The sequence below is a fragment of the Corynebacterium sp. 122RC1 genome, from assembly GCF_024580955.1.
Classification (GTDB): domain Bacteria; phylum Actinomycetota; class Actinomycetes; order Mycobacteriales; family Mycobacteriaceae; genus Corynebacterium; species Corynebacterium kozikiae.
Genome location: NZ_JANIKD010000021.1, coordinates 1 through 24,467 on the forward strand (window position 1 = coordinate 1; position 24,467 = coordinate 24,467).

General features: G+C 60.2%; 20 protein-coding genes. 8 read left to right on the top strand and 12 right to left on the bottom strand.

From position 1 onward, the window contains the following. Positions 1-430 (top strand): integrase core domain-containing protein (locus NQ050_RS09515; RefSeq protein WP_257039079.1); only part of this gene is annotated, 430 nt, incomplete at its 5' end. Positions 431-1,121: 691 nt separating this feature from the next. On the opposite strand, the gene NQ050_RS09520 is transcribed toward NQ050_RS09515, so the two are convergent. Further along, on the bottom strand, positions 1,122-2,138 hold the full coding sequence (locus tag NQ050_RS09520) for a bile acid:sodium symporter family protein (protein WP_257039080.1): 1,017 nt from the start codon (positions 2,136-2,138) through the stop codon (positions 1,122-1,124). Positions 2,139-2,282: 144 nt separating this feature from the next. After that, positions 2,283-2,804, bottom strand: a complete 522-nt coding sequence (locus NQ050_RS09525; RefSeq protein WP_257039082.1) for a hypothetical protein — start codon at positions 2,802-2,804, stop codon at positions 2,283-2,285. Positions 2,805-3,422: 618 nt separating this feature from the next. Here NQ050_RS09525 and NQ050_RS09530 point away from each other — a divergent pair. Both NQ050_RS09530 and NQ050_RS09535 read left to right on the top strand, forming a co-directional pair. Beyond that, positions 3,423-5,018: a CTP synthase gene (locus NQ050_RS09530; RefSeq protein WP_257039083.1), complete on the top strand. Its 1,596-nt coding sequence runs from the start codon at positions 3,423-3,425 to the stop codon at positions 5,016-5,018. Between the two features lie 223 nt (positions 5,019-5,241). Beyond that, the gene (locus tag NQ050_RS09535; protein ID WP_257039084.1) at positions 5,242-6,162 is read left to right on the top strand and encodes a DUF1906 domain-containing protein; all 921 of its coding nucleotides are present in this window, start codon (positions 5,242-5,244) and stop codon (positions 6,160-6,162) included. A 27-nt stretch (positions 6,163-6,189) separates the two neighbouring features. Here NQ050_RS09535 and NQ050_RS09540 read toward each other — a convergent pair whose 3' ends face one another. From NQ050_RS09540 to NQ050_RS09560, 5 genes are all read right to left on the bottom strand, one after another. After that, entirely contained in the window at positions 6,190-7,032 is an 843-nt protein-coding gene (locus tag NQ050_RS09540) for a hypothetical protein (protein ID WP_257039086.1), read from the bottom strand. A gap of 188 nt (positions 7,033-7,220) precedes the next feature. Continuing rightward, positions 7,221-8,864 (bottom strand): cation acetate symporter, encoded by a 1,644-nt coding sequence (locus NQ050_RS09545; protein ID WP_257039087.1) that lies wholly within the window; start codon positions 8,862-8,864, stop codon positions 7,221-7,223. A gap of 11 nt (positions 8,865-8,875) precedes the next feature. Next, the gene (locus NQ050_RS09550; protein ID WP_257039088.1) at positions 8,876-9,217 is read right to left on the bottom strand and encodes a DUF485 domain-containing protein; all 342 of its coding nucleotides are present in this window, start codon (positions 9,215-9,217) and stop codon (positions 8,876-8,878) included. A gap of 529 nt (positions 9,218-9,746) precedes the next feature. Beyond that, positions 9,747-10,496 (bottom strand): enoyl-CoA hydratase, encoded by a 750-nt coding sequence (locus tag NQ050_RS09555; RefSeq protein WP_257039090.1) that lies wholly within the window; start codon positions 10,494-10,496, stop codon positions 9,747-9,749. 1 nt (position 10,497) lies between these two features. Next, positions 10,498-11,370 carry an aldo/keto reductase gene (locus tag NQ050_RS09560; RefSeq protein ID WP_257039091.1) on the bottom strand — a complete coding sequence of 291 codons (873 nt, stop codon included), beginning with the start codon at positions 11,368-11,370 and terminating at the stop codon, positions 10,498-10,500. 93 nt (positions 11,371-11,463) lie between these two features. Here NQ050_RS09560 and NQ050_RS09565 point away from each other — a divergent pair, with 93 nt between their 5' ends. Further along, the gene (locus tag NQ050_RS09565; RefSeq protein WP_257039092.1) at positions 11,464-13,002 is read left to right on the top strand and encodes an acetyl-CoA carboxylase carboxyltransferase subunit alpha/beta; all 1,539 of its coding nucleotides are present in this window, start codon (positions 11,464-11,466) and stop codon (positions 13,000-13,002) included. Positions 13,003-13,152: 150 nt separating this feature from the next. Here NQ050_RS09565 and fkpA read toward each other — a convergent pair whose 3' ends face one another. Both fkpA and NQ050_RS09575 read right to left on the bottom strand, forming a co-directional pair. After that, the gene (gene fkpA / locus NQ050_RS09570; protein ID WP_257039093.1) at positions 13,153-13,512 is read right to left on the bottom strand and encodes an FKBP-type peptidyl-prolyl cis-trans isomerase FkpA; all 360 of its coding nucleotides are present in this window, start codon (positions 13,510-13,512) and stop codon (positions 13,153-13,155) included. A gap of 246 nt (positions 13,513-13,758) precedes the next feature. After that, positions 13,759-15,051 carry a citrate synthase gene (locus NQ050_RS09575; protein WP_257039094.1) on the bottom strand — a complete coding sequence of 431 codons (1,293 nt, stop codon included), beginning with the start codon at positions 15,049-15,051 and terminating at the stop codon, positions 13,759-13,761. Between the two features lie 556 nt (positions 15,052-15,607). Between NQ050_RS09575 and serC the strand changes: the two genes are divergently transcribed. From serC to NQ050_RS09590, 3 genes are all read left to right on the top strand, one after another. Continuing rightward, positions 15,608-16,738 carry a phosphoserine transaminase gene (gene serC / locus NQ050_RS09580; protein WP_257039095.1) on the top strand — a complete coding sequence of 377 codons (1,131 nt, stop codon included), beginning with the start codon at positions 15,608-15,610 and terminating at the stop codon, positions 16,736-16,738. Between the two features lie 389 nt (positions 16,739-17,127). Continuing rightward, on the top strand, positions 17,128-18,351 hold the full coding sequence (sepH, locus tag NQ050_RS09585) for a septation protein SepH (protein WP_257039096.1): 1,224 nt from the start codon (positions 17,128-17,130) through the stop codon (positions 18,349-18,351). A gap of 41 nt (positions 18,352-18,392) precedes the next feature. Next, positions 18,393-19,322: a hypothetical protein gene (locus NQ050_RS09590; protein WP_257039097.1), complete on the top strand. Its 930-nt coding sequence runs from the start codon at positions 18,393-18,395 to the stop codon at positions 19,320-19,322. On the opposite strand, the gene NQ050_RS09595 is transcribed toward NQ050_RS09590, so the two are convergent. After that, complete coding sequence (locus NQ050_RS09595; RefSeq protein WP_257039099.1) at positions 19,319-20,158, bottom strand: RNA methyltransferase; 840 nt, start codon at positions 20,156-20,158, stop codon at positions 19,319-19,321. The genes NQ050_RS09590 and NQ050_RS09595 overlap by 4 nt on opposite strands. Before the next feature lie 153 nt (positions 20,159-20,311). Between NQ050_RS09595 and NQ050_RS09600 the strand changes: the two genes are divergently transcribed. Next, a complete protein-coding gene (locus tag NQ050_RS09600) occupies positions 20,312-21,778 on the top strand; it encodes a DHA2 family efflux MFS transporter permease subunit (protein WP_257039100.1) in 1,467 nt (488 codons plus the stop codon). 218 nt (positions 21,779-21,996) lie between these two features. Here the strand turns inward: NQ050_RS09600 and NQ050_RS09605 are convergent, their stop codons facing one another. Then, positions 21,997-23,460: an NCS2 family permease gene (locus NQ050_RS09605; protein ID WP_257039101.1), complete on the bottom strand. Its 1,464-nt coding sequence runs from the start codon at positions 23,458-23,460 to the stop codon at positions 21,997-21,999. Between the two features lie 208 nt (positions 23,461-23,668). Further along, positions 23,669-24,292, bottom strand: a complete 624-nt coding sequence (locus NQ050_RS09610; protein WP_373456443.1) for a DUF3027 domain-containing protein — start codon at positions 24,290-24,292, stop codon at positions 23,669-23,671. Positions 24,293-24,467 lie beyond the last annotated feature (175 nt).

A 24,467-nucleotide genomic window follows, 5' to 3' on the forward strand; every position in this document is an offset into this window, starting at 1 on the left:
CGGGTGGGCCCTGTCAGATTCGATGCGCACGCAGCTGCTGCCGCTGCAGGCGCTCAATCAAGCAATTGTCAGCGCCAAGGAAACAACTGGGCTTATTCACCACTCGGATCATGGCTCCCAGTACGTGAGCATCATCTACAACGAGCGTTTGGCTGAGTATGGGATTACTGCCTCTACCGGCACGGTGGGAGATTCCTATGACAATGCGCTGGCCGAAAACGTCAACGGCTCCTACAAAAATGAGCTTATTCACCCTCGCCGATGGAACGACGTTATCGAGGTAGAGAGCGCAACGTTTAAGTGGGTGACTTGGTGGAACGAGTCCCGGCTACACCAAAGCCTTGGCTACCGAACACCAGCCGAGGTTGAAGCAGCCTTTTGGGCATACAACCCACCCAAAGCCATAATGGAAACCAAGGCAAATGCCTAGGAACAAAACCCAGGGCAGCTCAGCACTACTTCTCCCAGACTTCAATCTACCCAGACCTTACGTTAGCTTCTGGGTCGGGCAATGGAAGAAGGCCAATCGCAGCTCTACGTTCATTTTTTGTCAACCAACTATTGATCATAAAAACTCGTGCCCCGCCAGGCATCGCCCTATTTTTGTACTTCACCAAGTCCCTATCAGACTTCTTTGATTTACCACGCACAGTCAAGACCTTTGGCGGATCCCCTGTCTCTCAATTCCGCCAACCAACATCCAGTGCTTCTTCAGGGCAGGTGTCGCCAACACCGCCAGGGAGTCTCGCAATAAGCGAACTCTTGCGGCCTGACCAATTCAAGAATCACCAAAACCCTCATGAGGTTCCTTACTGCCGGGTTTCGGTGCATGCGAGCAGATCGTAGACTTACAAAATCCCGCCAGCGCGCACTGGGCGCTTACAAAAGCTTGATGCAGGCCCGCACCGAGCAATCCCTCACCAAAACGAGACGGTCTGAATCCGTTCACACCAGAAACTTGGCGCCTACCTCCTTTCTGCCCACCTTTTTGCCCCCCATCAAGCGCCTGCCCGCCGTCAATAAGTCAGACCAACAGTTTGCCTTCCTACAAACGCAACGCAAAAGAAAAGCCGATGCAAACGCATGACAACACGCATTGCATCGGCGCAACTAAACGGGCTCTACCCCACTTTCACCTCGTGCTCATCGCGCGCGAGTTGGCGGTTATCGGCCGCGCGGCACAGGGCTGCGAGCACCGCGCCGGAGAGGTTGTGCCACACGGAGAACACAGCACCCGGCAGCGCTGCCAAGGGATTCAGGTACGCAGTGGCAAGAGAGGTTGCCAAACCAGAGTTCTGCATTCCCACCTCAACGGCCAGGGTGCGGCGCACAGGCACCGATTGCCCGGTGAACTTGCCGGTCAAATAGCCGAGCGCGTAACCAATGCAGTTGTGGAGAATCACGGCGCCCAGCACAAGCGCACCCGCTGCGGCAATGTTGTCGCGGCTGCCGCCGACGACGATCGCCACGATGGTGGAAATCGCGAGAACGGAAATCCACGGCAGTACCGGCTGCACCGCCTGGACCAGCTTCGGCAACACCATGCCCACCAGCAGACCGGCAATCACGGGCACCAACACCACCTTCACAATGGAAAGCGCCATCGCGCTGGCAGAAACCTCCATGTACTGGCCAGCGAGCCACAGGGTGAGCAACGGAGTCAGAATTGGCGCAAGAAGCGTGGAGATGGAGGTCATGGTCACGGAGAGTGCAACATCACCACGGCAGAGGTAGCTCACCACATTGGAGCTTGTACCACCTGGGGAGCAGCCCACGAGGATCACGCCGGCAGCGATCTCCGCAGGAAGGCGCATCAGCCACACCACGAGTACGGCGGTCAGCGGCATGATCACATATTGCGCCACCACGCCGATCAGCACTGGAAGCGGGCGCTTAGCCACGAGGGCAAAGTCGATTGGCTTCAGCGTGAGGCCCATACCGAACATGATCACGCCGAGCAGCGGGGTCACCCAGCTACTGATGGAAGTCACTGCATCTGGTGCGGTGTATCCGATAATGCCGCCGATGATCACCAAGATGGGAAATCCCAGGGCAGCAATAAATGCCGCCCTATCCTGCTTGGCTTTCAATGCTGCGGTGGCTGCAGCTTCTTCATGAGCATGTGGGTGTTCAGACATGGGGAAGAATTTACACCTTGGCTAACAGCAAAAGCATTTTCACCTGGCTCCGAAAAATGACAGTGAAAATGGTCTCACCCCGAGTTCTTCTCCAAACCCGGGGTGAAGAATCAAATGAATTGAATGTCAGTCCAATGCTTGGCGCTACTTCTTTGCAGGCACAAAACCCCACACTGCAAGCAGCGCACCAGCAACAATCAGGGCAATACCAGCCCACAGAGCAATGGTGCCAACGATGCCCCAACCGTAGGCATTGAGCAACATGCCTCGAAGCGTGCTGCCGTCAAGGAACGTGTCATAGCGCAGGGACTTCAATTCAGCGGCTTTCTGAGCATTTGGGTATTCGGTGAGCGGGTTTGCAATTTCCGCGTCGGCCATGTTTTCCAAGGTGGTGGCGTCGGCCTCGCTATTTCGGGCCTGAAGATCTTCCACGAGCGCGCTCCGCACTTTTTCAAACTCGCTACCGACGGTGGCATAGGTCGCATCGGGGTAGCCTAGCTGTGCCGCGGTGGCTTTAATGTGGGCGGCGATGTAGTGGTCAGAAAATGCGTGCGCTTGCCAGCCGTTCGTCATCGTTTGGCCCTGATACGGCATAAGCGCGTCCACATCCTCTTGCGTGAGGCGGCCCTTTTCTAATTGAGCGGTGAGCGCTTCTTCGGTGGGCATGGTAATCCCTTGAGCGCTGAGCTGTTTTTCAATGAAGTTGCCTGCAAACAGGCCCCCTGAAAGCGCCCCAATTCCCACCACGAGGCACAAAATCCCAAATATTTTCGCGAAAGTTTTATACATCTTGGTGTGCATCGCACACCCTCATTTCTCATCGCCAATTCCTTGTGGGCGATGGCTCAATAGAAGGGCCCTTCCTACCAATTCCGCGTTCAGAAAAACCTGAAAAACACGGTGCAATGCGTGTGCTCATCAACGCAACAGTGCTCGGTATTCGCCATAAGCAAAGGCCAAAGCAATGCAGGGAGGGTGCCCTTTTTTTCCTACCAACGATTGTCTGCCTGTTGTTCCACCGCTGGGAGGCCAATGTGCTCTGAAATTCGGTCTCATTCATCACACCGGTTTAGGGGCATCCCCCGCCCGCCAAAAGCTCAACACCACGCCCCGCCCCACCCAACCGAACCTAATTACCTATCAACCAACCAATTTTCCTAGCCTCACCTCCACATATGCCGAAACCCGTGCTCAGGGCGTATAATCCCAAAGGTTGATTCGAGCTGGCGCTGCTCCGGGTTGGAGAGTGCGGCCCGCTGTAAGAGAAAGGCGATCCCTGAGAGTATGGATACCAAGTACATTTTTGTCACCGGCGGCGTCCTTTCCGGTGTAGGCAAGGGGATCACGGCAGCGAGCATCGGCGCGGTGCTGCAGGCGCAGGGCTTGAGCGTTTCCATCCAGAAGTGCGACCCATACCTCAACGTGGACGCGGGCCTGCTCAATCCCCGTGAGCACGGCGAGTGCTTTGTTACCAAAGATGGCGCCGAGACGGACCTGGACCTTGGCCACTACGAGCGCTTCTTGGACATCGAACTCACCCAGGCCAACGCCACCCTTTCTGGCCGGCTCATGCTGGAGCTACTGCAAAAGGAACGCGCAGGCGGCTTTGGCGGCAAGACGGTGCAGCTTGTCCCCCACCTCACCGGCGCCATCCAGGACGCCATCGTTGCGGCAGGTCAGGGAAATGACGTCCACATTGTGGAAATCGGCGGCACCGTGGGAGATTACGAAGGCCTGAGCTTCATCGAAGCCATCCGTGAGTTTTCCGGCAAGGTGGGCCGCAAGCATTGCATGTTTGTGCACGTGGTGTATGTGCCATTCATTGAGACCAGCAAGGAATTCAAAACCAAGCCAGCGCAAAATGCGCTCAGTGACCTCCGCGGTTTTGGCATCGTGCCGGACGCGGTGATTGTGCGCAGTGAGAACCCAGCGCCGGAATCAGTAGCCAGCAAGATCGCCCTGTTCGGCGGCGTGGCGCCGGAAGCGGTGCTGCTCATGCCAAACGTGGACAGCGTGTTCCGCATCCCCACCCGAGTGGCCCAAAGCCCGCTCAAGGGCCTTCTCGACGAGTTCACTGGCCACACCAACGCCCCCGCAATGGACAAGTGGGAGGACCTGGTGCAGCGCCAGCTTTCCACCCCAAGTACAGAAATCTCCATCGCTGTGGTGGCCAAGTACTTGGAGAATGAGGATGCCTACCTCTCCGTAGTGGAGGCCCTCAAGGCCGCGGCCTGGCAGGAAAATACCAAGCTCAACATCGAGTGGCTGGACGCCGAGCACTTGGACACCAGCGCAACGAGCCCCCTGGCCAAGGCGGATGGCGTGCTCGTGCCCGGCGGTTTTGGCGCACGCGGCGTAGAGGGCAAGATCGCTGCAGCCACCTTCGCGCTGGATCACCAGAAGCCTTATCTAGGCCTGTGCTTGGGCATGCAGGCCGCGGTGATTGCCGCTGCCCGGCGCGGCGGGTTGGAGCACGCGAATAGCTCAGAATTCACGCCTGACCAGGACCAGAACGTGATCTACCTGATGGAGGGCCAGGACGGGCTAGAGTCTACCGGCGGCACCTTACGTCTTGGCGACTTCCCCGCCGCCCTCGCTCCGGGTTCCAAAACCGCGGAGGTTTACAGCAGCGAGCAGGTGGTGGAGCGCCACCGCCACCGCTACGAGGTAAACCAGGACTTCACCGAGGCCATCCAGAAAGGTGGTTTGATCATCAGCGGCACCAGCCCCGACGGTCGCCTAGTGGAGTTTGTGGAAGCCCCCGCCAGCCCATTCTTTGTGGCCACCCAGGCCCACCCCGAGTTCCGCTCCCGCCCATTCCGCGCCCACCCGCTGTTCGTTGGCTTGGTTCAGGCAGCCCTCGCGCAAAAGGCAGGCTAAGCAGCACTGTTTCACGCTTTCCGACGCGCCCAGGTCCCACCCCTGGGTGCGTTTTTCTTGCGCGCTGCAGGCGGCAAGTTCTGCTCGCGCACTTGCCTCCCACACCGAAGGTGGGAATAATGTGACACAAGTTGTACCTGTTGCAGAAATAAACTCCTGTGATTACGTCGATCTGCGGCGGAGTTTTTCCCTGCCGCCAATTCACAAGCTTTGAGGAGCATTCATGACCACATTCACCCGCCGCCGTCTGCTGCAGGTTGGCGCTGCCTCAGTGGCGGCGCTGGCCGTCGGAAAGCCCCTGGCTGCACATGCCCTCGGCCCAATTCTGGGAACCGTGGTGGACTATGCCGCGGGCGTGCCGAATGCGGGTGCGATTAAGGCAGCGGGCCACCTCGGTTCGGTACGCTACGTTTCTGAACGGCGGCCGGGCGCGGAGTCTTGGATGCTCGGCAAGCCTGTGACCTTGGCGGAGACGCGCGCGCAGTCGGGTGCCGGTTTGAAGATTGCTTCCGTGTATCAGTTTGGCCGCGCTGAGACCGCTGACTGGCTGCAGGGGGCGGCTGGTGCTGATCGCCACGCGCCTGAAGCCATTCGCATCCACCGCGCTGCCGGCGGCCCGAACAACCGCCCGATTTATGTGGCGATTGACGACAACCCCACCTGGAACCAATACGCCAATCAGATCCGCCCCTACCTGCAGCGATTCAAGCAGCGCCTGGAGAGCGCCGGCCTGATCCTTGGCATTTACGGCAACTACAATGTGATCGACTGGGCCATCAAGGACGGCCTGGGCTCCTTCTTCTGGCAGCACGACTGGGGCTCCAACGGCAAGATCCACCCTCGCACCACCATCCACCAAAAGGCTGGCTACAAGGCCACCATCGCCGGTGTAGAAGTGGACGTCAACAACGTCTACGCGCAGGATTGGGGCCAGTGGACCCCAGGCCAGGTGGCATCCTCCCCCGCGGCACCGGCAGCGGCAGCGCCAGTGCCAGCAGCACCAAGCATCCCGAACCTTCCTCTTCCCGGAATGCCGGCGGGCTCCAGCCTCCCAACTATTCCAGGCGGCGCGGGCTCCAGCCTGCCGAGCATCAGTGACAAGCAGATTCAGGCTGCGGTAAACCTGGCTAACCGCTTCCTATAGAAGCGCAACATCCGCAGGCGCATAGGCTTAGAGCTGCGCCTGCACAAACTCCGTAAGCTCCGCGGCGCTACCGCTTACTGCGGCGGCCACCACGAACCACTGGCCGTCGTTTTGCCCAAAGCTCACGGAAGAGTGCAGGGTTTTGTCGTCCGACCAGCCCCACTTGGTACCCTGCACACCCTCCATGACGGCTGTGCCAAAATTCTGGCGCGTGCCGTCGGCGGCCTTCGGGTACGCCTGTGAAAGCGCCTCCAAAATGGGCGAGGACGGCTCCTTCTCAATAACGGTGGCCAGGTACTTCACCGCATCAAACGAGGAAGTATAAGAGTAACCCCAGCGCCCTTCAGAGAACGTAGAGGCCAGCCCGTAGGTTTTGGCGGTTTCCGTAATCGAATTCGGGTAGGCGTTGAAAAGGGTTTCCGCAATGGCGTCATCGGAGTTTTTGAGCATCACCAACGCCTGCTCCCTCTGCGCCTTGGTACCCTTTTTCAACACATAGTCCGCGATGTACAGCTTTGAGAGACTCAGCGCGGGGCGGGCGAAACGCTCGGAATAGGTGCCGCGGTGCTCCCCCGTTGCCAAGTTCAGGTAGGTGGCTTGTGCCGCCTCAGCGTCGATAGTGCGCTTCTTCAGCGCCGGCGCCTGCGCGAAGGGGGTGTTGCTTGGAGACGTCGTCACCGCCGCAGGGGTTGCGGAAGGCAAGTCCGTTGCGGGTTGCTGTTCGGGTTGTTGTTCGGGCTGTCCGGCGACGAACGGGATGGCGCCGATTGCACCCAGTGATACGAGCGAGGCAAGGATCGGCAGGTAACGCCACCTGAGCTTGCTACCGCCTTGACGCTGATCTTCCCCGCGCGCAGGGCTTTTTATCATGGCTACTAATACTAGCGCCCGGTGTTGAATATTCAACGCTGAACATTCAACACCGGGCTCACCAGTTTCAGCTCGTTGCATTTCCTGCTGAGTGAGGGTCACTCACTGTACGGAAATGTCCGTGGCTGCGGTCAGTATTTAGTTGACCGTCTGAAACGGTTCTGGAGTTGGATGAGGTCCAAGAGGACTTAGTGATCCACTGCGGCCTCTACGCCCACACCCGTGAGGGAGCGAACTTCCATCTCTGCCTGCAGGTCATCCAGGTTGTCTGGCTTGCCAAGGAAGGTGAACACTGCACCTGCGAGGAACGCCAGCGGGATGGAGACAATGCCTGGGCTCTTCAGTGGGAAGAAGGCAAAGTCCACGTTTGGCAGCATGGAGGTAGGCGTGCCGGAAACTGCTGGGGAGAAAATGATCAGGATGAGCGCTGCACCCAGGCCTGCGTACATGGAGGCCACAGCGCCTGCAGTGTTGAAGCGCTTCCAGTAGAGCGAGTACAGGATGGTTGGCAGGTTTGCGGATGCTGCGATGGCGAATGCCAGGGAAACCAGGAAGGCAACGTTTTGCTCCATCGCGAGGATGCCCAGGATGATGGACAGCGCACCGATCACGATCACGGTGATACGAGAGACGCGAACCTGCTCTTCCTCGGATGCCTGGCCGTCGCGGATCACGGCATCGTAGATGTCGTGCGCCACGGAAGCGGAAGCGGTGATAGCAAGACCAGCAACCACTGCAAGCACGGTTGCAAAGGCAACTGCGGAGATCGCGGCCATGAACACTGGACCTGCCAGTGCCAGTGCGAGCAGTGGCGCCGCGGCGTTTGCAGTACCAGGCGCAGCCATGATGCGGTCCGGGCCTACCAGTGCGGCGGCACCGAAGCCAAGCACCAGGGTCATCAGGTAGAAGGCACCAATGAGCACGATTGCCCAGGTCACAGAACGACGAGCCTCAGTCGCGGTAGGAACGGTGTAGAAGCGCATGAGCACGTGTGGCAGACCAGCGGTACCCAGCACCAGGGAGATACCCAGGGAGATGAAGTCCAGCTTGGAGGTTGCGCTCGCGCCGTACTGCAGTCCGGGCTCCAGAATCTGGGTGGCCTCATAGCCCTTCTGCGCCAGGTACTCGGAGTTTGCGTGCATTTCCACTGCTTGATCAAAGAGGTCAGACAGGCCGCCGCGAACCATGACGAACACCAGCAGAGTCATGATGGTCACGCCACCCACCAGGAGCACAGCCTTGATCATCTGGACGTAGGTGGTGCCCTTCATGCCACCGATCAGCACGTAGAGAATCATGATGACGCCCACGATTGCCACCACGATGGACTGCGCGGTGCGATCATGCAGGTCAAGCAGTACGGACACAAGAGAGCCAGCGCCGGCCATTTGCGCGATCAGGTAGAACAGAGACACAAACAGGGTGCCGAAAGCCGCAGCAACGCGCACTGGCTTCTGCTTGAGGCGGAAGGAAAGCACGTCTGCCATGGTGAAGCGGCCGACGTTACGCAGCGGCTCTGCGACCAGCAGCAAGGCCACAAGCCATGCCACGAAGAAGCCGATGGAGTACAGGAAGCCGTCGTAACCATTGAGAGCAATGGCGCCCACAATACCAAGGAAGGATGCTGCGGAGAGGTAGTCACCCGCGATTGCCAAGCCGTTCTGACGGCCAGTGAAGGAAGCACCACCGGTGTAGAAGTCTGATGCTTCCTTGGTGGTCTTACCCGCGCGCATCACCACGGCCATGGTGGCCACGATGAACACGCCGAACACGATCATGTTGAGTACCGGGTTACCGGCGCTGCTCTCTTGAGCAAGGATTACGTTTTGCATGTTCTCGCTCCTTAACCTTCCATTTGCTCACGGATCGCGGCCGCGCGCGGCTCAATGTTCTTGTTTGCGTACTTGATGTAAATCCAAGTGATCACGAAGGTGGTGAGGAACTGAGCCAAACCGAAGACGACGCCCACGTTCACGGAGCCGAATACTGGCTGAGCCATGAAGTCTGGGGCGTAGGTAGCCGTAAACACGTAGACCAAGTACCACACAAAGAACGCGATACTCATTGGGAAGGTGAAGTTGCGGTAGGTCTTCTTCAGCTCTACGAACTGAGGAGAAGTTTGCATCTCGCGGAACTCTTGCGCCGTAGGTTGGCGGCGTTCGCGCGGAGTGGCTGGTGCATTCATATGAGTGCCCTCCTTGAAAAAGATGTTCGCCACGAAGGAAAGGGATGAACGAAAACTGGTGAGTAATCTATGTGGCTCGTGCCCTCTCGCATTGAGGGGAGCTGGGTGTTCCTATAAGGCACGTGCCGTAGTTACTGCCATGAGAAGTTACCCGCCTCACAAAATTGAAAAAAGTGAATTTCCCCCAAAACGAACACCAGGTGAACACAAATCACCCCCGCATAACGGTGAGCTGGCCAAATATTCAATTATTTCCACCCCCAACGGAACCCCACTTTACCGACTTGCAAAGATTGCAAAGGGTAGATCCACAACTTTTTAAGCCTTCACAAACCTTGCAATCTGCGCCCAGGAGGCGTAAAGAGCCAAAGTGGAATCATTCCTATATATAAGACTGTATAGGGAACGCTTGAATCACGTGCCCAAAATAGGCCTTCGTACCAACGCCCCCACATAAAAGAGGCCTGACTCCGAACCACTCCCGGAATCAGGCCGTTGAGCTCACAGCGCCCTGGCCGCACGGCCTTGCCTATTTGCCCTGAAACACCGGCTGGCGCTTCTCTGCGCGGGCCTGGCGCGCTTCCTTGGCATCCTCACTGGCCCAGCATTGGGCGTAAAGTGCCTGGCCTTTCTCATCCAATTGGTAAGAGCCGTCATGAGCGTTGAGCACACTCTTGAGCTGCTTGAGGGCCAGCGGGGCTTGAGCAGCCACTTGCTGGGCGTATTCAAGTGCAGCGGCGTCATCTCCTGCGGTAGCGGCAAAGCCCAATGCAAGCGCCTGATCGGCAGAAACCCTTTGCATTCCAAGCAGAACATTGCGCGCTACTGCCCCACCGAGCAGGTCTTTGGAGCGATTGAGCGTCCACGCATCGAGTGCAAAGCCAAGCTGCGCAGCGGGTACGCCAAACCAGGCGCGCTCCCCCACCACGCGGAGATCACAGGCCAAGGACAATTGCGTGCCGGCACCCACTGCGGGCCCTTGCACGCTGGCGATCACCGGCAAAGGCGAATCCAGGATAGCGTGGAGCATGGCGTGCAAAGATGTGTGGAAATCATCCCCGTACACCCCGCCACCAAGGTCCGCACCTGCGCAGAACGCCGGCCCTTCGGCCTTGATGAGCACGGCCCTGGCTGCGTCGGCACCGCTTGCTGCCTCCGTGATCACCCTGCCAATTTCCTGGCACATCGCCGCGGAGAGCGCGTTGCGCTTTTCTGGCTGCGCCAAGGTGAGCACCAGCACTGCACCATGTTGCTCTACGTTGATTGCTTGCTCGCTCATGTTATTCCTCCAGTTCACCTGGGAATGTTGCCGGATCTGCATACATGCGCCCTGCACCCGGCGCGCTGTCCAGTGCGGTGATGGCTGCGATTTCCTCGGCGGTGAGCTCAAAGTCAAAGATGTTGAGGTTTTCGGCCTGGCGGGTTGGGTTCGCGCTCTTCGGCACCGTGGACATGCCCTGCTGCACCATCCATCGCAGCGCCACCTGGGCTGCGGTCTTTCCGTACTTTTGCGCCGGCGCCTGGAGCGCCTGATAGTTCAGGGCACCGCCGCGGCCCAGTGGGGACCACGCCTCGGTGACCACGCCCACCTGCTCGTGGAAGGCATGGAGCTCCTGCTGGGAGAAGCCCGGGTGCAGCTCCACCTGGTTGAGCACCGGGGCGATGCCGGTTTCTGCAATGATTTCCTTCAACTGCGCCTCGTTGAAGTTGGCTACCGCGATGCTGCGCACCTGGCCGAAGCCCTGCACGTTGGCCAGGGCGGCATAGGACTCCCGGTACAGGCCCCGTTGCGGCCAAGGCCAGTGCACCATGTAGCAATCCAGAAACTCTTGGTCTAGCGCACGCAAAGAGTCCTGGAATGCTTTCTGCACCTGCTGTGCACCCTGCATGTCATTCCATACTTTAGAGTTCACAAAGAGTTCTTGGCGGGTGACGTCGCCTGCTGCGACGGCGTCGTTGATCGCCCGGCCCACCTCTGCTTCATTGCCGTAAATCGCGGCGGTATCGATGTGGCGGTAGCCCACCTCAATTGCGCTGCGCACCGCGCGGTAGGCCTCATCTCCCTGGAGCTTCCAAGTGCCAAAACCCAGGATGGGCATGGCTTGGCCGTCGTTTAATGTGATCGTTGGGGCTAGGTGGGTTGGTTGAGTCATACCCCCTATTGAACACCCCAATGGGGGAACGCGCACCAATTCCACCCCAAAAACTTGGGGTGGGTTCCAAATAGGTGAATTAAGGTTGCACACATGACCCAACAGAAGACTCACACCAGTGCCCACGAGCTCATTGAGAAAGTACTAGACCCCGGCACATTTGTGAGCTGGGACGAAGCCCCCGAATACGGCGCCATCAGTGAGTCCTACCGCGCCTCCCTGGCCAAGGCGCGCGAAAAAACCGGTGTTGACGAGGCCGTTATCACCGGCGAAGGCACCGTCACCGGGCACCGCGTGGCCTTTGTGCTCAGCGAATTCGGATTCCTGGGCGGCTCCATTGGTGCAGCTACGGCAAGGCGCATCATCGCCGCGATCCACCGCGCCACCGCTGAACAACTCCCGCTGCTTATCTCCCCTTCCTCCGGCGGCACCAGAATGCAGGAAGGTACCCCCGCTTTTGCACTCATGGTGTCCATTACCACTGCCGTGTACCGCCATAAAGACGCCAACCTCCCGTTCCTGGTGTACCTGCGCAACCCCACCACCGGCGGCGTGATGGCTTCCTGGGGTTCCGCCGGGCACTTCACCTACGCTGAGCCCGGCGCGCTCCTGGGATTCCTCGGCCCGCGCGTTGTGGAGCTCACCACGGGCACACCAATCCCCGAAGGCGTGCAATCCGGCGAGCACCTCGCGGAATGTGGCGTCATCGACGGCGTCATTTCCCCCAAGCAGCTCCGCGCAGCCGTGACCAAGATTGTGGACGTAGTGCTCAGCCCTAAAGAATTCATCGAGCCTGAGCTGCCGCAGATGAGCAACGCGGTGGAGCCAAGCTCCGCCTGGGAGGCAATCACGGAAACTCGCCGCGAAGACCGCCCCGGCACGCGCGATTTGGTGCAAAGGGTCGAGCAGCAGCTCATCGCGTTAAGCGGCACTGGTGACGGGCGCACGTCCGCCGCGGTCACCGTAGCCATCGCCCGGATCGCGGGGCGGCCCGTGGTGCTCATCGCGCAGGATCGCCACCAGCAGCCCCCGCATGGGGAAAGCTTCCTCGGGCCAGAAGCGCTGCGTTTTGCACGCCGCGGAATCCAACTGGCGCACGAGCTGAGCCTGCCGCTGGTTTCCATCATCGATACCCCAGGGGCGGAGCTCTCCGCCCACGCGGAGCAACAAGGACTTGCCGGTTCGATCGCGCGTACCCTGCAGGAACTCGTGAGCGTGGACGTACCTACCGTATCCGTACTCTTGGGTGAAGGCTGCGGCGGCGGCGCGCTGGCCATGTTGCCCGCAGACAAGGTACTGGCAACCAGCAACGCCTGGCTGAGCCCCCTGCCACCTGAAGGCGCCTCGGCCATCATGTTCCACGACACCTCTCACGCACCGGAAATGATGGAAGAACAAAAGGTATCTGCCAGGGCTTTGCAAGAAGCTGGGATCGTGGACGCGATTATCCCCGAGCCACCGCGTGATTGCGATGACAGCGTCGGTGAAGTTGCCTACGAACAGCGCTTCGCGGATGCCGTGCTCGCGCATATTGCCCACGCGCTTTGGGAACTGGAGAACGCCCCGTTGCGCGTTGGGCGCGAACAGAGGATGCGCCATTACGAGGATCTGGCCAGCGCCATCGAACGCTGAGGATAGTGGGGTTTCTGGGAGGTTGCTTAAGTTGGGTCTGAGGAGGCAGCGCCCCGAAGAGCAAAAACTGCTCCCCACGAGCCAGGATCTGATTCATCAGTCCAACCTCGCGGGGAGCAGTGAGAGGTCACAGCACCTTAGGTGTAGGCGTTACTCCACACCCAGCAGGTCAATTACGAACACCAGGGTGCGGCCGGCGAGTGGGTGACCGCCGCCGGCTGGGCCGTAAGCGGCCTCTGGTGGGATGACAAGCTGGCGGCGGCCGCCAACCTTCATGCCTGGGATGCCTTCTTGCCAGCCAGCAATGAGGCCTGCCAGCGGGAACTGGATGCTCTGGCCGCGGTCCCAGGAAGAATCAAATTCCTGGCCAGTTTCAAAGTCAACACCAACGTAGTGAACCTCAACCTGTCCACCTGGCTGGGCCTCTGGGCCATCGCCTACCACAATGTCGTGGATGAGGATGTCTTCAGGTGCCGGGCCCTGTGGGATTTCAATTTGTGGTTTTTCCATGGGAGGTTTTGCTCCTTCTTCGTGGAAGTTCGGTCCGCTCACTGTGCAACAGGTGTTGCGGGTGAGCGTGCGGTGGCCGGTGTGGCCGATTGCCCGTAAGCAATCCGCAGGCGCGGCCACGTGCTGCACCTACTTATTGTAAATACTGCGGGGCATGGCCCGAAATGAGGGGCGTACATGCAAGAAGCCGAGTACGGTGTTCCATCTTAGTGCTCACACCTGTACTCGGCTGCATTGCTGGCTGTGTTAGCGCTCGCTACGTGGGGTTACCTTGCGCAAGGTCTCGCCGGTGTAAACCTGGCGTGGACGGTTGATCTTGGTGGTGGTGGCGAGCTGCTCACGGTACTGTGCGATCCAGCCTGGGAGGCGGCCGATGGCAAACAGCACGGTGAAGAAGTCGGTTGGGAAGCCCATCGCACGGTAGATCAGGCCGGTGTAGAAGTCCACGTTCGGGTAGAGCTTGCGCTGGACGAAGTAGTCGTCGTTCAGCGCGATCTCCTCGAGCTTCATGGCGAGGTCGAGCAGTGGATCGCCGCCCAGGTGCTCCAGGATCTCGTGTGCGGTCTCCTTCACGATGGCCGCGCGTGGGTCGTAGTTCTTGTACACGCGGTGGCCGAAGCCCATGAGGCGAACGCCCTTTTCCTTGTTCTTCACGCGGTTCATGAAGTCGGTGGCGTCGCCGCCGTTGGCGTCGATCTCCTCAAGCATCTCAAGCACTGCCTGGTTGGCGCCGCCGTGCAGCGGGCCGGAGAGTGCGTTGATGCCGCCGGCGATCGCAACGAACATGTTTGCCTGTGCGGAGCCGATCATGCGCACGGTGGAGGTGGAGCAGTTCTGCTCGTGGTCTGCGTGGAGGATGAGCAGCTTGTCCAGCGCCTTGGAGACCACAGGATCCACCTGATATTCCTCGGTTGGGTAGCCGAACATCATGCGCAGGAAGTTCTCGCGTGCGTTCAGGTTGTTATCTGGGTACATGTATGGCGCACCCTTGGAAGCGCGGTAGGCGTATGCGGCAAGCATTGGCACCTTGGCCAGAAGGCGCACGGTGGCCTTGTCCAGTTGCTCCTCATCCAGAGGATCGAGCTGATCCTGGTAGTAGGTGGAGAGGATGTTCACAGAGGAGGCGAGCACGCTCATTGGGTGGGCGTTGCGCGGGAAGATGCTGAACTGCGCCTTAAAGTCCTCATCCAGGAGGGTGTGGTGGCGGATTTCGTCGTTAAACTTCTCAAGCTCTTCCTGGTTTGGCAGCTTGCCCTTGATCAGCAGGTAGGAAACCTCGTTGAAGGTGGCATTTTCTGCCAGATCAGCGATGTCGTAACCACGGTGGCGCAGGATACCCTCGTCGCCGTCGATGTAGGTGATCTTGGATTCAGTGGAGCCGGTGCTCACGTATCCGGGGTCAAAGGTAACCAAGCCAGTCTCAGAGAGCAGCTTGTCCAGCACGATGCCGTCATTACCTTCGGTGGCCTTGATGATGTCCATCTCATATTCACCACCGGAGTAGTGAAGAACGGCCTTGTCCTTGTTCTCTGAAGCCACAGCGTTACCTTTCAGTTCTTTTGTACGGTGCGCCCTATTACGGCGTGAAGTTACCACCCGCAGAAAAGGAGCGCACCCAAGTATTTCGTACAAGATTTTAGGCCAACTGCTTCGCACAGGGCGGTCCCTTTTGGGGTTTACACCGCCCTCGCTCGGCCAGCGGGCGCCACCTACGCCGCCCGCCACAACCCCACCGAAATTGAAGTGCGGGGCGCTGTGCTGCCGTTTTCTTGACCTATTCGTGCCCACGCAGCGTGGGATGGTGCACAGTGTAGCAAAGTCTGTGACTCACATGACACTACAGAAATTACCCCCGATTATGCTTGGTGTTTTCCCCCGTTCCAGCACCGAAGGCACCCCCATTTGGGCGGTCAGGGAAGGTGCTGCGAAGTTTCGCTTGCCAAGTTCAGGCTTCCCGACGCCGCCAAGACTCCCCCAACTCCCGCCCCCTTGGCGCGCGTCGGCAAGCTCCCCATGCTCGCCTGGCGGGCCCTGTGGCGCTAAGATTCCTTTTTGACCTTTTGGTTTCCCATCAGCAGCACAGAAAGTGTGTTTCATGAGCGATTTCCCTACGCTTCCTTCCAACCTCATCCCAGTTGATCCTCGGTTCGGCTGTGGCCCCTCCAAGGTTCGCCCTGAGCAGGCACAAGCTGTTGCGGACGGCGCGCTGAACCTGCTGGGCACTTCCCACCGCCAGCCAGCGGTAAAGAATGTGGTTGGCTCAATCCGCGAAGGCCTCAGCGAACTGTTCAACCTTCCTGAAGGCTACGAGATTGTGCTTTCCCTCGGTGGCGCAACGGCGTTTTGGGATGCAGCAACCTTCGGGTTGATTGAGAAGCGCTCTGGACACCTTTCCTTCGGCGAGTTTTCTTCCAAGTTTGCAAAGGCCTCCAAGCTGGCGCCGTGGCTGGATGAGCCAGTGGTGATTGAGGCCGCTGCCGGTGACGCCCCGGAACCCACCGCGATCGACGACGTAGACGTGATCGCCTGGGCACACAATGAGACGTCCACCGGCGCGATGGTGCCAGTGGTTCGCCCTGCCGGTTCGGAAGGCTCGCTCGTGGTGATTGACGCCACCTCCGGTGCAGGCGGCCTGCCTGTGGAAATGGACCAGGCTGACGTCTACTACTTCTCCCCACAGAAGTGCTTTGCCTCCGACGGCGGCCTATGGCTCGCAGCCATGAGCCCCGCCGCGATCGAGCGCATTGAGAAGATTGCCGCGAGCGATCGCTTCATCCCAGCCTTCCTGGATCTCAAGACGGCCGTAGATAACTCCCGGAAGAACCAGACCTACAACACCCCTGCTGTGGGCACCCTGATCATGCTGGAAAACCAGGTGCAGTGGATGAACGCCAACGGCGGACTGAAGGGCATGGTGGAGCGTTCCACCGCCAACGCCGAGGTGCTCTACAACTGGGCAGAAGCTCGCGCAGAGGCAACGCCTTTCGTGGCTGACCCAGCAAAGCGCTCCCTGGTTGTGGGCACGATCGACTTCGAGGATTCCGTGGACGCAGCCGCGCTGGCCAAGGCCCTGCGCGCCAACGGCATCCTGGACGTAGAGCCATACCGCAAGCTGGGCCGCAACCAACTGCGCATCGGCATGTTCCCAGCCATCGATTCCACCGATGTTGCCACCCTCACCAAGGCTATCGATTACCTGCTCGACGGCGGCTACGTCACCAAGTAGGCCCCATCCAGCCGACGCACCAAACAGCACCCGCCCCCCTGCATCGCAATTCGCACCCAGGGGCGGGTGTTTTGCATGCGGCCCAATAACTCCAACGCGAACCCCCACCCGCTCCTCCACAACCCCTTAAGCCACAGCAGAAACACAGGCCACAACTGAGCGGGGCGCGGCCCGGAAAACCTGGCAAAAGGCCACTTCTCCACAGCATTTGCTGCGTTGGCTGCGCTGTTTCACCACCAATATTCGCTACAGTGGGGGAAGTTCAAAATTTGTGAGGAACTCGTGTGCGCTTCGTAAGGAAACACCACGAAAACGCGGAGCACACCACAAAGCCCGCCATCGGTTCCCCACAACCTTGCCCCAACCCCTATCAAAGGAGTAGCCGCAGAATGCGTGAGTTGATGCTGATTCCAGAGGAGTCCAACCGGGCGTCGCTGGTGTTTCGCACGGTCACTTCCAATTCCGCCAGCGAAGCGAGCGCGGTGGCTGATGGGGCCAACGGAGCTCCCGAAGACGCTGCAGGCACTGAAGAGCAGTTCTTCCTCGCTGTTGATGACACCTTGCGCCACATCTTGCTCCACGGCGAGCAACCCGAAACTAAAGAGGCAGAGCAGACAGGCAACGAGCCTTCCGACGCCACCTCCACGGCCACGGATCCCAATAGCGCCACCGAGCCACAGGGTGACGTCGTGAGCTTGAACAGCTCCTCTGCTGCGGAAACTTCCGCTGATCAGCCTCAGACCAAGCCACGCGCCGCCGAACCCACCCCAGCGAAGGAGATGGATCCGCGGTTGAGCGCGCCGCTGGCAATGCGCCCACGGGAGATTCAGGAGCGAATTCGCGGTGGTGCGTCGGTTGCGGAGCTCGCCGAGGAAAATGGGGTGACGGAGGCACGCATTGAGCCTTACGCCCACCCGGTGCTTTTGGAACGTTCGCGCTTGGCGGAGATGGCCAAGCAGGCAAAGCCTGTGCGTGAAGACGGCCCCGCCCCACTGACCCTCTGGGAGGTCCTGGCCACGGCATTTGCCGCGCGCGGGATTGATTTGACCAGCACGGAGTGGGATGCCTACCGCGACCCTTCGGGCCAGTGGGTGGTGCGTGTTTCCTGGCGCGCAGGGCTCAGTGAGAACACTGCGGAGTGGTCCTATCACCGCAGCGGCGCAAACCAGCCAACGGCGGTGGCTCGCAACGGAATTGCCGCTGATCTGATTGACCCAGATTTCGCGCGCCCCGTCCGCAAGCTCTCGGTGCATCCACTCATTGACCCGCAGGGCGATGCCGGCACATTGGGTTTCGGCACCGCGGAGTCAGACATGGAGCGCACCCGCGACGACCTCATGGTGATCTCCGATCAAAGCACCACCTCCCTGCCTACCTCAGCGAACGCTGAGTCTTCCGGAACTGCTGAGCCCGCCGGAACTGAAGCCAAGAGCGAAGCTCACGATTCAGACTCCCAAGAAATTGCGGGCGAGGACTTCTTGGTCCAGGAGGTTGCACAGCCGCAATCTGAGCAGGAGCGGGGGGCGTCGAAACGACGTCGCCGCGCCGTCACCCCTCATTGGGAGGACGTGCTGCTGGGGGTCCGCGCCAACACGAAGCGCCCCAAGAACTAACTTCCCTAACTTCCTGCAAGAGCAAGGCATAGGAGGCATCGGTGGACAACGGCATCCCTTTGGACCCTTTCGCCGCGCCACGCCACGACGGCGTGGTGACCATTTGGTTTGTCACCACCGCCAATCCCGAAGCGGTGGTACGCACCCACCCCAAGGCGGACCGCGGGTTCGGGCGCAAGCTGTTGGCACAAATGGATCCCCGCCTGCCCATCACACCGATTGGGCAGTTCGCCCTGAACCGCTCCGCGAAAGTGTCCGCCGAGGAGTTCTACATTTCCGGCATGCCCGGTCTGGTTGTTGTGCAGACTGCGCTGGAAGACATCACCACACCAAGCACCATCGACCCCAAGCTGCGCACCTTGGTGCCAGCGGCAGACGTCTACGTGTTTACTGAGAATCGTGATGTTGGCCTAGGCGGATTCGCCCACTTCAACGGCAACACCCTGCGCCGCTCGTTCAGCGCCAAGCGCGGCCGCGTGTACGAGGACAAGGGCTTGCCCGAGCCTTTCGAGGCACCGTACTGGAAAGGCGAGCGCGCTGAGCCCTCCGGGGGCATTGACCTGCCATTTTGGCCACTCGAACTCATGGTTGAGGCCCAGCGCGCCTGGCTAGGATTCGACCCGGAGACCACCGACGTACAGGTAGCCGCCTTTGCCACCGACGGCCGCCCCGAGCCGAAACTTGCCAAGCACCCCCAAGCCCGCTCGGATCAGCCCTCCCGCCGCATCCAGGAGGCCAGCGCCGCCGCGAGCGCAAAATTGGGTTTCCGCGACTACGACGACTACGAACTCGCCGAAGAGGAAGAAGAGCCGCTGAGCGAAGAACTCAAGGTCTACGCCGAACGCGCAGGCAGGGCGTTTCGACGCACAGCCAGCTCCGCGCGAGGCGGCGCTGCTTGGTGGGGCGCTGCGCTGCGTCGGAACGCAGGCAGGGCGGCACGAATCCTCGGAAAGTTCCGCAAGAAGGGCTAGAGACTGCGGTTGCGCTCGTAGAAAGCGATCGCAGCGGCGGTGGCCAGGTTCAGGGAATCCGTGCCGGGCGCCATGGGAATCTGCGCGCGGATGTCCGTGGCCCGCATAGCATGCTCCGTCAGCCCCGGGCCCTCCGCACCGATGAGCAGCGCAACCTTCTCATACGCCCGCCCCTCGGCGTCCACCAAAGCATCCTTGAGCAGCGGCACTTCTGGGTTCGGGGTGAGGGAGACTAAGTGAAAACCCGCCTCCTGGAGCTGGGCGAGCTCGCGCTGCCAAGTGGTGCGCTTGCCACCAAAATGGGCGAAAGGCGTGCGCAACACATGCCCCATGGACACCCGCACCACTCGCCGATACAGCGGGTCTGCGCAGCCGTTGCCGAACAGAATGGCGTCCACACCCATTCCCGCGGCGTTACGGAACATCGAGCCGATGTTTTCATGGTCCCCCACTCCTTCCAGAATGGCCACGGTGCGGGCGGACTCAATTGCCTGCGCCACACTCATTGGCTCCGGGCGGTTTGCAGAGGCCAGGAGGCCCCGGTGCATGTCGTAACCCGCTGCCTCCGCGAGGGTCGGGCGATCCACCGTGTGCACCGCAACGCCCTCCAACAGCTCGGGAACCCCAGGTTGCGCTAAGAAATTTTCCAGTTTCTGGGGGAAACCCACCACCGAGCGCACCTGGCACCGCGACTCCAACAGGCGCCGCACCACCAGCGGGCCCTCCGCGATGATAAGGCCCTTGCCGCCCGGCAGGTCCGGGCGGGTGTCAGAGTGTTTGAGGTCACGGAAATCCGCAAGTTCTGGGGCGTCGGCCTGCTCGATGTGGGAGATCATGAGTCCATAGCCTAATCTGTATCTTCTGACCTTCACAGTTTATTGACGTATCTACAAGATAGCCGGCGCCTCAGTTTTCATGGCAGATGGCAGTTGGCAATTGGCACCAAAGCTGTGAAGAAGGTTTCCTTGAGAAAGTGAGATAGACCCCGCATGCATACCCCTGCGCAGGAATTTACGCGCGAGAGCAAGATCGTGCTCGTATTGCTTGTTTTGGCAGCAACAGTGATGCTGCTCAACGAGACGACGTTGAGTATCGCGCTGCCGTTCATCATGGATGACTTCAACGTCACCGCCGCCACCGCACAGTGGCTCACCACCGGATTCATTTTGGTGCTTGCGGTGGTGATCCCCACTACCGGCTACCTCATTGAGCGGTTCTCCACCCGCGCGATCTTCTTTGCGGCGTTTGCCCTCTTCATTGCAGGCACACTCGTTGCGGCTATCGCCCCGAGCTTCGCCGTGCTCCTGCTGGGCCGTGTGCTCCAGGCTGCGGGCACCGCGTTGGTGATGCCACTGCTCATGACCACCGTGATGCTCGTAGTGCCACCACAGAAGTTGGGTTCAGTGATGGGCTTGATCCCGGTGGTGATTGCCCTAGCCCCAGCAATGGGCCCAACCATCAGCGGTGCAATCCTCAACGTGTCCACTTGGCACACCATCTTCTGGTCCATGCTGCCGATCAGCATCGTCATGGTTTTGGTGGGCGCAAAGTACATGGTGAACGTGGGTCTGGGCAGCACCAAGCGCCTGGACATCCTCTCCATCCCCCTGGCTGCATTGGGTTTTGGTGGCGTGGTGTACGCACTGAGCTCCATCGACGCAATCGTGACCGGCCACGGCGGGCTTGCCCTCCTTGCCGGTGGCATTGGCGTAGTTGCCCTAGTGCTGTTCACCCTGCGTCAGCTCGCCCTGGTCAAGCACAACCAGGCGCTGCTCGACGTCCGCGTGTTTACCCAACCCAACTTTGCGTTGAGCGTTGCCGTGCTCATGCTGCTGTTCGGCGCCTTCCTGGGCATCGTCACGGTACTGCCCATCTACCTGCAGAACTCTCTTGGACTGAGCTCGCTGACCGCCGGCCTGGTTGCCATGCCGGCAGGCGTGGTCCAGGCAGTCTCCTCCCCATTTGTGGGCCGCTTGTTTGACCGCCACGGTGTGCGCCCACTGGCGCTGCCCGGTGGCGCGTTGGCAATCGCCGCCGCCGGGGGAATGGCCTGGGCATCCCACGCCGACCTCGCCCAACCAGCAGTGGTGTTCGGTGCACTGTTTGGTGTGCTCGCATTGGGTGCGGCGCTGGTGTTCACCCCGATGATGACCGGCGCGTTGTCCGTGCTCCCGAGGGAACTCTCCAGCCACGGCTCGGCAACCTTCAGCACCCTGCAGCAACTTGGCGGCGCGGCTGGCATCGCCGTGCTCGTGGCAGTGTTGCAGAACTTCCTGAGCAAAGCATCCGGCGCCAGTGAAGCACAGCTTGCCGTGGCCACCAGCGATGGTACGAGTGCCGCACTGGGGACCGCCACCGGCATTTGCGTTGCAGCCACCGTCCTTGTTGCGCTGGTCAAGCCGGTGAAGGCTGCCGGCGAGCACATCGAGCAGGGGGCTCAGCCACAAGCACACTAGCTGAGAGATTTTCTGAGAGGGCGCGTTGTACGGAAGGGCTGCATTTGTTCACGTGCATCGCCCCACCCCCACCAACCGCACCCCACCAACCGCACCCCACACCAGCAACAAAACTGCTCCCCATGGATGGAACTGAGTAAACAGGTTCCAGACCGTGGGGAGCAGTTTTTTGTAATTAACGCAAGCTCAAGCGCCCAGAAGAACGCGAGCCAGTCACCTTAGCCAACAGCGTTAAGGATTGGCTCTGCAGCGAAGTACACCACGAACAGCGCGGATACCAGCCACATGATCCAGTGAATCTGCTTTGCCTTACCAGCGAACACCGCGAGCAGGGTGAAGGCGATGAAGCCCACGCCCACACCGTTGGCAATGGAGTAAGTAAACGGCATAATCACGATGGTCAGGAAGGCTGGGAGGGCGATTTCGAACTTGGAGAAGTCGATTTCTCGGATCTGCCCGATCATCAGGGCACCCACTACCACCAGGACAGGCGCTGCGGCCTCAATTGGCACCACGGAGTACAGCGGGGTGAGGAACATTGCGGCCAAGAACAGAACGCCAGTAACTACGTTGGCCAGGCCGGTGCGTGCGCCGTCGGCAATGCCTGCCGCGGAGTCAATGTAGACAGTGTTGGAGGAAGCCGAAGCGCCGCCGCCAACGATCGCACCGAAGCCTTCTACAACCAGTGCCTTCTTCAGGTCTGGCAGCACGCCTTGCTCGTCCACCAGCGCGGCCTGCTTACCCAGGGCGGTCATAGTGCCCATGGCGTCGAAGAAGTTAGCCAGGACCAGGGTGAACAGCAACAGGGTGGCCGCGAGCGCGCCTACGCGGGCGAAGGAGCCGAACAGGGAGATGTCGCCCACGATGGAGAGGTCTGGCATACCGCCGAAGCTCTCAGGCAGGGTGGGCACGGCAAGGCTCCAGCCGCCGGTGGGGTTATCTGCCGACGAGCCCGCGCCGGTCAGTGCCTCCACAATCATGGCAATGACGGTGGTCAAGACGATGCCTAAGAACAGGCCGCCGCGCACGTTGCGCACCACCATGAAGCCACAGATAAGCAGGCCGAGGACGAACACGAAGGTTGGCCAGGAGGAAATCGAGCCCCCGTTGCCCAATCCCACCGGGACCGTGGTCATCGCAGCGTCTGGGATACGGCGGACAAAGCCGGCGTCCACCAGGCCGATCAAGGCGATGAACATACCGATGCCCACGCTCATCGCGGAAACCATTGCCGGCGGAATTGCGCGGAACACCAGGGTACGGAAGCCGGAGACGGCCAAAAGGACGATGATGATGCCGTCAAGCACCACAAGACCCATGGCCTCTTCCCAGGTCAGACCCTCAGTGCTGACCATGGTCACCGCAACCAGGGTGTTGATGCCCAGACCGGTTGCAATACCAAAGGGGTACTTGGCGATCACACCGAAGGCGATGGTCATCACGCCAGCGGCCAGTGCGGTTGCGGCCGCCACCTGTGGGATGCCTAGGGTTTTGCCGTTGATGTCTTCAACCGTGCCGATGATCAGCGGGTTCAAGATGATGATGTAGGCCATGGCGAAGAAGGTCACCACGCCGGCACGCATCTCCGTGCCCACAGTGGATCCTCGCTCAGAAATACGGAAATAACGGTCCAAGAAAGACTGCGAAGCAGCCTTGGACTGTGTGTGAGCCTGTGAAGGCATGCGCGCTCCAAAAAGTGAAATAGGGACTTTCAGCCTGCACGGCGTGAGATACCGTGCACAGCGATAGATATTTCCACCTTTGGCGCGCAATCCTCAAACGCTACGGGCACCCATGCGCAAAATCACATTGCGGCACCAAACGGGCGAATCCCACTGCCACACCACTGCCACACCACTGCCACACCGCGGCAGCACCATTTCTGCACCGCTACAGCACAAAATCTACTGGAGCTTCATCATCAAAGGGCTGCTGCTCAGGCGCTCCCAGTAGCTCAGCGGGCTTGGTTTGGGAGTGCGCGCCGCAGCCAAAATCTGCCGCAACCACTTGCGCATCGAAGGCATATTCGTTGGTGCAGGCGCCAAAACCGTCCAAGGGCATGGCCAGGGCTACGTAAAAAGCACAGCTTGCGCAGGGTTGCTCCGCTGCTTGGGCGTATTCCGAATGCGGCCCCAAGTCCCCGCAACTCCAGCGCTGGGCGGCCTGCTTTGCGCCTTCTTCACTGAGGGTTTCGCCGTCCAGGCGGACGTCGTCAGAAGCGGGTGGCAGGTGGTCACCGGGACCCAGGTCGCCGGGACGAATGCGCTGGTAGTAGGGCACCCACTCAGGGGCTTGCAGCGCTTGGCCGCCAGGCATGAGCGCCACCTCGGACACGGTGATTTCCGTGGACCCCGGCGCGCAGGCCAGCACGGCGTGCCACTGCCAACCCACGTACCCATCCACGCTGGCTTCGAAGCAGTGCGTCACCGTGTTTTTGGCCATGTGTCCTAGGCCGATGTGCTCCCCGACCTCTCCCTCCCCCAAGGCTTCCAGTGCGGTGCGGGCTGTGTGAATTGCACGTTTTGAGGTGAGTAAAGATGCCGCCGGGTTAGGGCGCTGCTTGGCCGCTTCCCGACGCTTCCAGGCGCCGCGCTTCCTCCGGCGCGAGCGAGCCTTCGGGGGTGTTTCGGCGTCGCTCTTCGCGGGTGGATTGCTCGCGGGTGGATTATTAGGGCCTGAACTCACCCCA